Source organism: Actinosynnema sp. NPDC091369 (assembly GCF_044757065.1).
In the GTDB taxonomy this organism is placed as follows: Bacteria; Actinomycetota; Actinomycetes; order Mycobacteriales; family Pseudonocardiaceae; genus Actinosynnema.
Window position 1 is genome coordinate 794,319 of the sequence record NZ_JBIVUG010000002.1, and the last position, 12,497, is coordinate 806,815.

The window sequence follows — 12,497 nt, forward strand, 5'->3', positions numbered from 1 at the left end:
CTGCTCGATTCTTGCATGCTGGTGCCGTCCCTCCAACGAAGGAGCGTGCGGTGTCCCTGTCACGCAGGACGTTTCTCGGGTCGGCCCTGGCCGTCTCCACCCTGGCCGCCACCTCGACCCCCGCCGGCGCGGCCAGTCCGCCGGGCGACGTGGTCGGCAAGATCACCGTCGGCTACCAGGGCTGGTTCGCCGCCCGGGGCGACAACTCCCCGCTCAACGGCTGGTGGCACTGGAGCGACAACTGGGGCGAGCCGCCGTCGCCCACCAACCACGCGCTCCAGTCGTGGCCGGACATGACCGACTACCCGACGAAGTACCCGACCGCGTTCGGCGCGCTGGGCAACGGCCAACCGGCGACGGTCTTCTCCAACCACGACTACCAGACCGTGGACGTGCACTTCCGCTGGATGCGCGAGTACGGCTGCGACACCGCCGCGCTCCAGCGGTTCAACCCGACCGGCGGCGAGGGGCCGATCCGCGACGCCGTCACCGCGCACGTGCGGCGGGCCGCCGAGGCGCACGGCGTGAAGTTCTACATCATGTACGACGTCACGAACTGGACGACCATGCAGTCGGAGATCAAGGCCGACTGGACGAACAAGATGCGCGCGTACACCTCGTCCCCCATGTACGCCCGGCAGAACGGCAAGCCGGTGGTGTGCGTCTGGGGTTTCGGCTTCAACGACCCCGGCCGCCCGTTCACCCCGCAGCAGTGCCAGGACGTGGTCGACTGGTTCAAGGGCCAGGGCGTCTACCTGATCGGTGGCGTGCCCACCCACTGGCGGCGGGAGGTCGAGGACTCGCGGCCCGACTTCGGCGGCGTCTACCGCAGCTTCCACATGCTCTCGCCGTGGATGGTCGGCCGGATCGGGAACGTCGCCGACTCCGACCACTTCCACACCAACGTCAACACGCCGGACCAGGCCGAGTGCGACCGGCTCGGCATCGACTACCAGCCGTGCGTGCTGCCCGGGGACCTGGCGCGGCGGCACCGCGCGCACGGCGACTTCATGTGGCGGCAGTTCTACAACATGGTCCGGCTGGGCGCGCAGGGCATCTACATCTCGATGTTCGACGAGTACAACGAGGCCAACCAGATCGCCAAGACACCGGAGACGCAGGCGGGCATCCCGGTCGGCTCCGGTTTCCTGGCGCTGGACGAGGACGGCACGCGCTGCTCGTCGGACTACTACCTGCGGCTCACCGGCGACGGCGGCCGGATGCTCAAGGGGCAGCTCGCGCTGACCGCCGTCCGCCCGACCAAGCCGGTGCTCACCGACACCCCGCCGGTCGAGCGCGACCTGGCCGCGGGCCGGCCGACCACGCAGAGCAGCCAGACCCAGCACTACGGCAGCCACCTCGCGGTCGACGCCGACCCCAACACCTACTGGGAGAGCGCGAACGGCGTGTTCCCGCAGTGGATCGGGGTCGACCTCGGCGCGGTGGCCGCGCCGCGCCGGATGGTGCTGAGCCTGCCGCCGAACCCGGCGTGGGGCCGCCGCACGCAGACCATCGCGGTGGAGGCGAGCGCGGACGGCTCGGCGTTCACCACGGTGTCGCCGGCGACCGGGCACGTGTTCGACCCGGCCACCGGCAACACGGTCACCCTCGCCCTGCCGGCCGGGCTGAGCGCGCGGCACGTGCGGTTGCGGTTCAGCGGGAACACCGGGTGGCCGGCCGGGCAGCTCGCGCGGTGGCAGGTCTGGGGCTGAGCCCTGGGAGCGCTCCCAAGGTAGGCTCCGGCGCATGGTGAGCGTTCTGGTGACGGGGTCGGCGGACGGTATCGGTCGGGAGACGGCGGCGACGCTCGTCGCGCAGGGCCACCGGGTGGTGCTGCACGCGCGCAACGACGAGCGGGCCGCCGACGCGCTGGCCGCGGTGCCGGGCGCGGCCGGTGTGCTCGTCGGGGACCTCGCGTCCCTCGCGCGCACGAAGGAGGTGGCGGCGGCCGCCGAGGCGTTCGACGTGGTGATCCACAACGCGGGCCTCGGCGGCGGGCTGCCGGAGCGGACCGTCACCGAGGACGGCCTGGAGCTGCTGTTCCAGGTCAACGTGCTGGCGCCGTACCTGCTCACGGCCCTGATGCCCCGGCCGCGGCGGTTGGTCTACCTGACCTCGGGGCTGGAGGCGCAGGGCGTGGCCGACCTCGACGACCTGCAGCACGAGCGCGGGCCGTGGGACGGCATGCAGGCGTACTCGGACTCCAAGCTGCTCGACGTCGCCCTGGCGTTCGCGGTGGCCCGGCGGTGGCCGGACGTGCTGAGCAACGCCGTCGACCCGGGCTGGATCAAGACCAAGCTGGGCGGCCCGAACGCCACCGACGAGCTGCCGAAGGGCGCCGACACCCAGGTGTGGCTGGCCACGAGCGACGAGCCCGCCGCCACCGTCACCGGCCGCTACTTCAAGTGGCGCGAGGACCTGCGCGCCAACCCCGCCGCGTACGACCTCGACGTGCAAGAACGCTTGCTCGACGCGTGCGCGGACCTCACCGGCGTCAAGCTCCCGCACTAACCACGGCCGGGGCGGCACGTGGCGCGCGGGTGATCCGGTCCTCGAGCCGGTGGACTTCGAACCCGAGACGCGGTGGCGTTCCGACGTGCTCGCCGCGCTGCCGGCGTCGGCCGGGTTCCGGGTCGCGCCTCCCGTGCGGTCGGCCTCCGGCGACTGGGTGGCCGACGGGTGGGAGGCGTGCCGGTTCGTGGCGGGTGAGCCGGACGTCGGCCGGCCGGACGACGTGGTGCGGGCCGGGATCGCGTTCCAGCCGCCGTGCGCGACGCGCCTACCTCGACCTGCGCGACGACCCGTGGCCGGTCGGCGACCGGGTCGCCTGGGAAGAGTCGCCGCTCGACGTGGACCCGGCGGCGCGGGAGCTGCCGGCCCCGCTCGTGGCGGCCCGTCGCCCCGTGGTCGACCTGGTGGTGTCCCGGCTCAGCGGGCCAGGGTCTCCTCGGTGACCTCCCACAGCCGCTCGGCCGCCGCCGGGTCCAGGGCGTGGTCCGCGACCCCGCTGATCACGCCACCCTCGTTGCGCGGGGCCTCACCGCAATCCTCGAAGTACCGGCCGGTGACGCCCTCCAGCAGCGGCGACGCGGCCAGCAGCACCGACGTGGCCGCGCCCTGCTCCGGCGTCTTGAGCGTGAAGCCGTCGGCCACCGCGCGGCTCATCAGGGCCTCCATCTCCGCGCTCTCGACGTGCCGCTGGAGGTTGGTCCTGATCCCGCCGGGCATCAGGGCGTTCACCGTGATGCCGTCGGCCGCCCACCGCTTGGCCGCCCCCACCGCGAACAGCACGTTCGCGGTCTTGGACTGGCCGTAAGCCGTCCACGGGTCGTAGGGCCGCTCGGTGTAGTGGATGTCCTCGAAGACCACCGGCGACATGAGGTGCGCGCTGGAGCTGACCGCCACCACCCGCGCGCCCTCGACGGCCAGGAACCGGTGCAGGCCCCTGGCCAGCGCGAAGTGGCCCAGGTGGTTGGTGGCGAACTGGAGTTCCCAGCCCTCCGGCGTGCGGGTTTCCGGCGTTGCCATCACGCCCGCGTTGTTGACCAGCACGTGCAGCGGGCCGTCCCACGCGGCGGTGAACGCCGCCACGGACGCCCGGTCGGCCAGGTCGAGCCGCGCGACCCGGACCTCGCCGTCGATGTCGTCGGCCACCCGCTGCCCGGCCGCGGTGTCGCGGACCGCCAGCGTGACCTCGGCGCCCGCCGACGCCAGGGCCCGTGCCGTCTCGACGCCGATGCCCGACGCGCCGCCGGTGACCACGGCCCGGCGTCCGGTCAGGTCGACACCCGCCACGACCTGCGCCGCGGTGGACGTCGCGTCGAACGGCGTGGTGATGCGCTCGGTCATGCCTGTCCCCTGTCTCCCCTGTCGTACACTGAAACGGAGGTTCCTCCGTTACGTTCGACAGTAACCGGAGGATCCTCCGTTTAGCATTGAGAGCCCCGTCACACCCCCTGGGAGGCACCGTGCCCCGCCCGTTGCGCGCGGACGCCCAGCGCAACCGCGACCGCTTGGTCGAGGTCGCGCTCGACGCGTTCACCACCGAGGGCGGGGACGTGACGCTGGAGGCGATCGCCAAACGGGCGGGCGTCGGCATCGGCACGCTCTACCGGCACTTCCCGACCCGCGAGGCGTTGGCTGAGGCGGTCTACCGCACCGAGCTGGCCAAGCTCTGCGACGCCGTGCCCGACCTGCTGCGCACGCTGCCGCCGGACGAGGCGACCAGGGCGTGGATGGACCTGTTCGTCGAGTACATGAACACCAAGCAGGGCATGGGTGACGCGTTGCGCGCGGTGATCGCGTCCGGCGGCGACCCGTACGCGCAGAGCAAGGAACGGCTGACCGAGGCGATGGGCGCGCTGCTGGCGGCCATGGACCGGCCGGACGTCGACCCGGTGCACGTGATCGCCGCCATCGCGGGCATCGCCCTCACCCTGCCCGACGTCGGCCCGGCGGACGGGATGCTCGACCTGGTGCTGGACGGCCTGCGCTACCGGCCCTGAGCCGCGGGCAGGGCCTTGGCGACCGCCGCGCGGGACGTGCCGACGAGTTGGCGGCCCAGGTCGCCGCGCAACGTCGACACCGCGTCGAGCACGTAGTTCTGCCGCACCCGCCAGGGGCCGCGGTCGCCCTGCCGCGGGAACGCGTCGACGGCCCGCTGGATGTAGCCGGAGGCGAGGTCCAGCAGCGGGCGGCGGGTCAGCGGGCGGTCGGGCGCGGGGACGACCGACGCGTAACCGTGCCGGTCCATGTGGTTGACCACCCGGCACACCAAGCGTGAGGTGAGGTCGGCGCGCAACGTCCAGGAGGCGTTCGTGTAGCCGACGCACACGGCGAAGTTCGGCAGCCCGGTGATCATCGCGCCGCGCCAGATGAACTGCTCGGACAGCTCCACGCGCCGCCCGTCCACGCTGGGCGTGATGCCGCCGAGCGCGAGGAGCTGGAGGCCGGTGGCCGTGACGACGACGTCGGCGTGCAGTTCCCGGCCGGACTTGAGCCGCACGCCGTCGGGCGTGAACGTGTCGACGTGGTCCGTGACGACCGACGCCCGGCCTTCCCTGAGCGCCCGGAACAGGTCGGCGTCCGGGATCGCGCACAGCCGCTGGTCCCACGGGTCGTAGGTCGGGGTGAAGTGCTCGCGGACGGTGTCGGGGTCGGCGAGGACCTTGGTGGACAGCTTGGTGAGCACCTTGCGCGCGGCCTTCGGCCAGCGGCGGCAGAACTGGTAGAAGGCCAGGCCGAACAGGATGTTCTTGGTGCGGATGAGCCGGTGCGCGATGCCCGCCGGGAGCAGGTCGCGGACCTTGTCGGCGAACTTGTCCCGACCGGGCACGACCCCGATCCACGTCGGCGACCGCTGGAGCATGGTGACGTGCTCGGCGGTCTCGGCCAGGGACGGCACCAACGTCACCGCCGTCGCCCCGCTGCCGATGACGACCACCCGCTTGCCCGCGTGGTCGAGGTCGTCGGGCCAGAACTGGGGGCGCACCACTTCGCCGCGGAACGAGTCGATGCCCGGGAAGACCGGGTCGTGGCCCTGGTCGTAGTCATAGTAGCCGGCGCAGGAGTAGAGGAAGTCGCAGGTGACCGTGCTCCGGGTGACCGCGCCGTCGTCGCCGCGCTTGTCGATCGTCAACGTCCAACGCGCCGTTTCGGTCGAGAAGTCGGCCGCGACGACCTTGGTGCGGTAGCGGACGAGCCGGTCGATGCCGAACTGCGCGGCGGTGTCCCGGATGTAGTGCAGGATCGACGGACCGTCGGCGATGGACTTCGCCTCGCGCCAGGGCTTGAACGGGTAGCCGAGGGTGAACATGTCGGAGTCGGACCGGATGCCCGGGTACCGGAAGAGGTCCCACGTCCCGCCCATCGCGTCGCGGGCTTCGAGGATCGCGACGGACTTGCCGGGGCACTCGGTGCGAAGCCGGTAGGCCGCGCCGACACCGGACAGTCCGGCGCCCACGATCACGACGTCGAGGTGCTCGGGAGTGGTCATGCCCCCAGTGTGCTGGATACCCGCGCCATGCCCTCTACCTGGGGTAAGCTGGGTCAGGGCCGCTCCCACCCGTGCCCGATCGGGTGAACCTGGACCGGGCACTCTTCTGTAACGCCGTTACCTTCACCGCCAAACGTCGGTTGAAGAAATGAGGAGCCCGCCCCAACCACCCGCCTCCCGGCCCCCTCCACAGCCCTCGTCCCACAGCCCTCGGTCATCGGGCTGTCCAACAGACCGCCAGGCCGCTCGGCGTACCGCCAGGACGCAGAGCGGGCGCGAGTCCGCAGGACATGGCCTGGCTGTGAGCCGGCCGCGGCCCGGCTGAGGGCTGCTCGACCGAATCCCGGGCACCTGGTGGCACTCGTCCCGTGTCCCGTGAGGCGTGACGTCGAGCCGCGCCAAACGAGGCCCGCCGTATCCACGCCGCGCCGCCCCACGCCCCACACCCAGGAACGCTCCCCCAGAACGCCGCACTCCGGCCCGGCCGGCCGAGCCGAAGCAGGGGCGCGGTGGGTGGGTGGCGGGCCAGACTGGTGGGGGTCAGTGGTGGTCGGTGAGTGTCGTCGTGGGGTTGAGGAGGCAGCATGTCGCAGCTCGGGCGTTTCCGGTTCGCGGGTGGCACGGCGGTGGTGACGGGGGCGGCCAGTGGGATCGGGGAGCAGTTGGCGTACGGGCTGGCGCGGCGTGGGAGTGGGTTGGTGTTGATCGACCGCGATGCCGAGCGGCTCGCGGCGGTGGCGGGGCGGATCCGGCGGGTGCGGGTGCGGACGTACGTCGCGGATCTCGCGGAGGTTGGTGGGCTCGGCGAGCTCGTGGCGCGGGTGGTCGAGGAGAATCCGGGGATCACGTTGCTGGTGAACAACGCCGGGGTGGCGTTGGGTGGGACGTTCGACCAGGTGAACGCCGAGGAGTTCGACTGGGTGATGGACGTCAACTTCCGGGCGCCGGTGGCGTTGACCCGGTTGTTCCTGCCGACGTTGCTGGCCGCGCCGGGCAGCCACGTGGTCACCGTGTCGAGCCTGTTCGGGCTCATCGCGCCACCCGGCCAGACGGCCTACTCGGCTTGCAAGTTCGCCCTGCGCGGGTTCAGCGAGTCGTTGCGCCACGAGCTGGCCGACCGCGGCGTGGGCGTGACCTGCGTCCACCCCGGCGGCATCCGGACGCGGATCGCGGAGACGGCGCGGGTGGCGGCCGGGGCGGACGAGGTCGAGGCGGCGCGGGGCAAGGAGAGCTTCGCCAGGTTGTTGACCTACCCCGCGGACAAGGCCGCCGAACGCATCCTGGCCGGGGTGGCGAAGCGCAAGGGCCGGGTGTTGATCGCGTGGACGGCCATCGTGCCGGACCTCCTCGCCCGGATCTTCCCCACGTCCTACATGGCCGTGCTGAACCGGCTCGGGCCGGCTTCCCGCCAGGCCGCCCGCGAAGCCGTGCGCGACGCCGCCCGCAAAGCCGCGTCGCGCAACACGGCGGCCTAGCCCAGCACGGCGGCCTGGCGCAGCACGACCTCCACCGGCGTCCGGGTGGCCTGGTCGAACGACCTGATCACCGGCGTCACGCGATAAGCGTCGGCGTCGAAAAGAGCCCGCACGTCCGCATCGGGGTCTCGCAACGACTCCGCCAACTCGTCCGCCGCCGCGACCTCCGCCGACGACAGCTCCGGCGCGTCGCTCAACGCACCCCACAGGTCCCACAGGATCATCTCGTGCTTGTTCAACGACGCCAGGTCCTGCACGAGGTCGTGCCGCACCTGCGTCAGCCCCCGCGTGCCGGGGATCGTCATCTCCGGCGACACCACGAACCGGTCCGCGTCGAGCGCGCCCGACCGGCAGGCCCGCCACGCGTCCGCACCCACCAGGAACCGATCCCGCGGCACGTCCAGCAAATCCACCTCACCCTCGACGAGCTGCGGCTCGACCAGCCGCCACCGCTCCCCGTCCCACACCTCGGCCACCACGTGGTCCAGGTACCAGCCCGGCAGGAGGTACCCGGCGAACCCGACCCGCGACCGCGCCGGCACACCGAGGTGCCGTGCCATCGACACGAACAGCAGCGTGAAGTCACGGCAGCAGCCCACGATCCGCTCGGTGAGCGCGCGCTCCTCCCCCAACGGCGCGGGGTTCAGCGCGTGCAGCCGCGCGAACATGTCCGCCGCGTACCGCGAATCGGCCTCCGCCATCCGCTCCGCCGGGAACCCGTGCGAGGTGATGTCCCCGTTGCCCCAGTAGTGGAACACCAACCCGGACGCCGCGCGCCGCAGCTCCGCCAGGTCCGGCCCGACGCCGTCCAGCCACCCGGCCACCCACGCGGCCATCGGACCGGGGTCGGTGAACCGGCTGTGCGTCGTGTAATCGATCACGTGAACTCCCCTGGGTGCGGTTGTTCCGCCCTGTCTAGATCCTCTCCCAAGGGCACGGTCAAGCGGTGACGGTGAACACGACGTAGCCGTAGCTCAGCTCCCGCCGGCCGGGGTTGGCGCGGACCCACCCGTCCACGACCTCGCCGGGGAACTCGATGCGCAGCACGGCTTCCAGCTCCGCCGCGTCACGGCACCGCCAGGCCGACATCACCTCGGTCCGCGTCGCACCGCGCTCGCGCCACCACGCGTCGGTCGTCTCCGCGGTGCCCTGCGCGGACGCCCACGGTGACGCGGCGAGCAGGTCGGCGAACTCGCCGTGCCGCCAGTCGTTGTCGATCACGACCAGCGCGCCGCCGGGCCGCAGCACGCGCCGCACCTCGGCGAGGCCGGGTGCGCAGTCGGGAGGGAAGAAGTAGGCGAACCGGGCGTGCACGACGTCCACGCTCGCGTCGGGCAACGGGATGTGCTCGGCCGAGCCGTGCCGCACCGTCCCCCGCTGCCTCGCCGCGGCCGGTGCCACCAGGTCCGGATCGGGCTCCACACCGATCACCTCGGCCGCGTCGACCGCGTACCGCGGGAGCCAGAACCCCGTGCCGCAACCCAGGTCCAGCACCGTGCGGCCGACCCAGTCGGCTTGCTCGCGCAGTGCCCGCCACAACCGCCCGTCGGGGTCGATCGCCTCGTTCTCCCGCTCGTAGAGGTCGGGGTGGTCGGCGATGTTGGGCGCGCGGTGGAAGTCGGGGAACATGCCGGTCACGGTAAGCGGTGCGACGGGATCGGGTGCAACGGAATTCACAGGTCCTCTCAGGAAGCGCGGTACCAGCGTGTTGTCCGCTCACCTGGACTAGCACAACCGGACCAGCCGATTGGTCCGCGCATCTGATCGACAAGTCCTGGTACATGTGTAGTTGAGGGCGACCACAGGGGGTGCGTTCGTCCCACCCGGACGTTCCGGGTGCTCAAAAGACCTGGGGGGGTCGATGAAACAGCACGGCACCAACAGCTTCTTCGTCGTGGGCGAGGGAGTGCTCGAGTTCGACCGCGACGGTCGGGCGATGACCCGCCAACCGCTCACGGTCGAGGAGTTGCGGCGGTTCCGCTTCTCCCGGATGGGTCCGGAGGGCCCGCAGTGGGACGAGGAGACCCGGATCGCCCTCGCCACCGCCATGACCGCGGACGTCCCGCAGCCCGACTCGGCGGCGCCGCCGATCCCGGCGGGCTTCACCTACCTGGGCCAGTTCGTCGACCACGACCTGACCATGGACCGCACCGAGGCGCAGCTCGGCGAGGAGGTCACCCTCGACGACCTGGTGCAGGGCCGCTCGCCCGCCCTCGACCTGGACTCGGTGTACGGGCGCGGTCCGGACGACCGCAACGACCGGATCTTCTACGCCGCGGACGGCGTGAAGCTGAAGGTGGGCACCACCTCGCCGACGCCGTTCCCGGACGAGCGGGTCAACGTCGCGTTGGAGGGGTTCGACCTGCCGAGGTTCGGGGCGGCGGGCGTCACCGGGGCCGACCGTCGCCGGCCGCTGATCCCGGACGTCCGCAACGACGAGAACCTGGTCGTCGCCCAGCACCACCTGGCGTTCATCAGGTTCCACAACCGGGTCGTGGACGAGCTGGCGCTGCGCGGGCTGACCGGGCGGCGGCTGTTCACCGCGGCGCGGGAGGAGGTCGTGCGCCACTACCAGTGGATGCTGCGCACCGACTTCCTGCCGCGCATCGCGGACCCGGCGATCGCGGACGACGTGTTCGCCAACGGTCGGCGGTTCTTCGAGGCGCCGGGAAGGGGTTCGACGCCGCACGGCCTGCACCCGACGATGCCGCTGGAGTTCTCCGTGGCGGCGTACCGGTTGGGGCACAGCATGATCCGCGGCGCGTACCAGTGGAACCGGGTGTTCAACACGGCCGGTCCGGGTGGTGCCGCGACGCTGTTCCTGCTGTTCGTCTTCACCGGCACGTCCGGCAACTTCGACCCGGGGTCGGCGCTGCCGGACCTGGACAACCCGAACTCGGGCACGGTCGACGCGCTGCCGACGAACTGGATCGCCGACTTCCGCCGGCTGTACGACTTCACCGAGGCCGACCGGCCGGACCTGGCGCCGCCCACCGCCGACGGCGGCAACGTGGCCAAGCGGGTGGACAGCCTGCTGGTCAACCCGTTGACGCAGCTGCCGGCGGGCACGTTCGACGGTCGGGGCAGCACGATCCCGCAGATCCAGCGCAACCTGGCGTTCCGCAACCTGACCCGGGCGGGCATGGTGCGGTTGGCCAGTGGGCAGCAGATGGCGGAGTTGCTGGGCGTGCCCGCGTTGACCGAAGAGCAGATCCTGGTCGGCGACCGGGGCGCGTCGCTGGAGTCGTTGACCGACGCGCAGAAGGCCGCGGTGACCGCCGCGACCCCGTTGTGGCTCTACGTGCTGCGCGAGGCGGAGTTCCACGACGGCAGGCTCGGGCCGGTCGGCGGGCGCATCGTGGCCGAGGTGTTCCACCGCGCCATGGAGGGCAGCCGCACGTCGATCGTGCGGGAGCCGTCGTGGCGGCCCGCGTTCGGGCCGGACGCGCAGACGTTCCGGATGGCGGACCTGCTGCTGTTCGCGTTCGAGGGCAAGGCCGACCTGCTCAACCCGCTCGGCGACTGACCCGGCGGGCGGACCCGGCCCGGACGGACCGGGTCCGCCCTCCTCCTTGACACGGCCCGGCGCGAGGCGCTTCACTGCGGAGGTTTGAAACGATTCAAGCCTGCGGGAGCCGCGCATGTCCGTCGCCAGGGTGTTCGGAGCCGTCGACATCGGCGCCTCGGGTGGGCGGGTCGTGGCCGGGGTGGTGGCCGGCGGCCGGACGGCGTTGCACGTGGTGCACCGGTTCCCCAACGGCGTGGTGAGGCGGGACGGCCACCTGCGGTGGGACTTCACCGGGCTGTACCGGGAGGTGCTGACGGGCCTGCGCGCCCTGGCGGCCGGGTTCGGGGACGTGGTGTCGATCGGCATCGACACGTGGGCCGTGGACTACGGGCTGCTCGGCGAGGACGGCGCGCTGCTCGCCGAACCGGTCGCGTACCGGGACGGGCGGACCGCCGAGGCGGTGGACCGGGTGCACGCGCGGGTGTCACCCGAGGAGCTGTACGCGGTCAACGGCCTGCAGTTCCTGCCGTTCACGACGCTGTACCAGCTGGAGGCCGAGCGCTCGTCGCCGCTGTGGGAGAAGGCCGCGCACGTCGTGCTGCTGCCGGACCTGCTGGCGTACTGGCTGACCGGCGAGCTGCGCACGGAGGTCACGAACGCCTCGACCACGGGCCTGCTGGACGTGCGGACGCGGACTTGGGTGCCCGAGCTGACCGCCGACGTGCCGTTGCCTCCCCTGCAGGAGCCGGGCGAGGTGCGCGGGCTGCTGCGGCCGGAGGTGGTCGCGGCGACGGGGTTGCCGAGCACGACGCCGGTCACGTCGGTCGGGTCGCACGACACGGCGTCGGCGGTCGTGGCGCTGCCGGCCGACGGGTCGCGCTTCGCCTACGTGTCCAGCGGGACGTGGTCGTTGGCGGGCGTGGAGCTGCCCGGCCCCGTGCTGACGCCGCGGGCGCGGGAGGTCAACTTCACCAACGAGGGCGGCGTGGACGGCCGGACCCGGTTCCTGCGCAACGTGGGCGGGCTGTGGCTGCTCCAGGAGTCGCTGCGGGAGTGGCCGGACCAGGACCTGCCGACGCTGCTGGCCCGGGCGGAAGCCCTGCCGCCCGGTGGGCCGACGGTGGACGTCGACGACCCGGCGTTCATCGCGCCGGGTGACATGCCCCGGCGGATCGCGGCGGCGGCGACCGGCCCGCTGCGCAAGCCGGCCGAGACCGTGCGCTGCGTCCTGGACTCGCTGGCCATCGCCTACGCCCGCACCATCGACCAGGCCGTGGAGCTGACGGGCCGGGAGGTGGACGTGATCCACGTCGTGGGCGGCGGTTCCCGGAACGACCTGCTGTGCCGCCTGACCGCGACCCTGTCGGGCCGCCGCGTGACCGCGGGTCCGGTGGAGGCGACGGCCCTCGGGAACGTCCTGGTCCAGGCCAGGGCCCACGGTGCCGCCCCGTCCACCCTGGAGGCCATCCGCGCCGACCTGGCGGCCACCGAGGACGTCCGCCACTACCAGCCCGGGTGA

Annotated in this window: 11 protein-coding genes; 7 read left to right on the top strand and 4 right to left on the bottom strand. The window is 72.4% G+C overall.

All coding sequences use genetic code 11. The annotated features are described in order from the left end of the window. Positions 1 to 50 precede the first annotated feature (50 nt). The 3 genes from ACIQMJ_RS11720 (at position 51) to ACIQMJ_RS11730 (ending at position 2,954) form a co-directional block, all read left to right on the top strand. Positions 51 to 1,712, top strand: coding sequence for a glycoside hydrolase family 99 protein (locus tag ACIQMJ_RS11720; protein ID WP_499760906.1), 1,662 nt, complete (start codon positions 51 to 53; stop codon positions 1,710 to 1,712). A 34-nt stretch (positions 1,713 to 1,746) separates the two neighbouring features. Continuing rightward, positions 1,747 to 2,511, top strand: a complete 765-nt coding sequence (locus tag ACIQMJ_RS11725; RefSeq protein ID WP_499760907.1) for an SDR family NAD(P)-dependent oxidoreductase — start codon at positions 1,747 to 1,749, stop codon at positions 2,509 to 2,511. A gap of 194 nt (positions 2,512 to 2,705) precedes the next feature. Further along, the gene (locus tag ACIQMJ_RS11730) at positions 2,706 to 2,954 is read left to right on the top strand and encodes a hypothetical protein (protein WP_499760908.1); all 249 of its coding nucleotides are present in this window, start codon (positions 2,706 to 2,708) and stop codon (positions 2,952 to 2,954) included. On the opposite strand, the gene ACIQMJ_RS11735 is transcribed toward ACIQMJ_RS11730, so the two are convergent. Continuing rightward, positions 2,929 to 3,849 carry an SDR family NAD(P)-dependent oxidoreductase gene (locus ACIQMJ_RS11735; protein WP_499760909.1) on the bottom strand — a complete coding sequence of 307 codons (921 nt, stop codon included), beginning with the start codon at positions 3,847 to 3,849 and terminating at the stop codon, positions 2,929 to 2,931. The two genes, ACIQMJ_RS11730 and ACIQMJ_RS11735, sit on opposite strands and share 26 nt — an antisense overlap. Positions 3,850 to 3,968: 119 nt before the next feature. Here ACIQMJ_RS11735 and ACIQMJ_RS11740 point away from each other — a divergent pair, with 119 nt between their 5' ends. After that, a complete protein-coding gene (locus ACIQMJ_RS11740) occupies positions 3,969 to 4,505 on the top strand; it encodes a TetR/AcrR family transcriptional regulator (protein ID WP_499760910.1) in 537 nt (178 codons plus the stop codon). Here the strand turns inward: ACIQMJ_RS11740 and ACIQMJ_RS11745 are convergent. After that, complete coding sequence (locus tag ACIQMJ_RS11745) at positions 4,493 to 5,995, bottom strand: flavin-containing monooxygenase (RefSeq protein ID WP_499760911.1); 1,503 nt, start codon at positions 5,993 to 5,995, stop codon at positions 4,493 to 4,495. The genes ACIQMJ_RS11740 and ACIQMJ_RS11745 overlap by 13 nt on opposite strands. Positions 5,996 to 6,579: 584 nt before the next feature. Between ACIQMJ_RS11745 and ACIQMJ_RS11750 the strand changes: the two genes are divergently transcribed. Further along, complete coding sequence (locus ACIQMJ_RS11750) at positions 6,580 to 7,470, top strand: SDR family NAD(P)-dependent oxidoreductase (protein ID WP_499760912.1); 891 nt, start codon at positions 6,580 to 6,582, stop codon at positions 7,468 to 7,470. On the opposite strand, the gene ACIQMJ_RS11755 is transcribed toward ACIQMJ_RS11750, so the two are convergent. Both ACIQMJ_RS11755 and ACIQMJ_RS11760 read right to left on the bottom strand, forming a co-directional pair. After that, complete coding sequence (locus ACIQMJ_RS11755) at positions 7,467 to 8,351, bottom strand: transglutaminase domain-containing protein (RefSeq protein ID WP_499760913.1); 885 nt, start codon at positions 8,349 to 8,351, stop codon at positions 7,467 to 7,469. The genes ACIQMJ_RS11750 and ACIQMJ_RS11755 overlap by 4 nt on opposite strands. A 58-nt stretch (positions 8,352 to 8,409) precedes the next feature. Continuing rightward, positions 8,410 to 9,099, bottom strand: a complete 690-nt coding sequence (locus ACIQMJ_RS11760) for a class I SAM-dependent methyltransferase (protein WP_499760914.1) — start codon at positions 9,097 to 9,099, stop codon at positions 8,410 to 8,412. A 232-nt stretch (positions 9,100 to 9,331) separates the two neighbouring features. On the opposite strand from ACIQMJ_RS11760, the gene ACIQMJ_RS11765 reads away from it, so the two are divergent. Continuing rightward, positions 9,332 to 10,996, top strand: a complete 1,665-nt coding sequence (locus ACIQMJ_RS11765; RefSeq protein WP_499760915.1) for a peroxidase family protein — start codon at positions 9,332 to 9,334, stop codon at positions 10,994 to 10,996. A gap of 115 nt (positions 10,997 to 11,111) precedes the next feature. After that, positions 11,112 to 12,497, top strand: a complete 1,386-nt coding sequence (locus ACIQMJ_RS11770; RefSeq protein ID WP_499760916.1) for a rhamnulokinase — start codon at positions 11,112 to 11,114, stop codon at positions 12,495 to 12,497.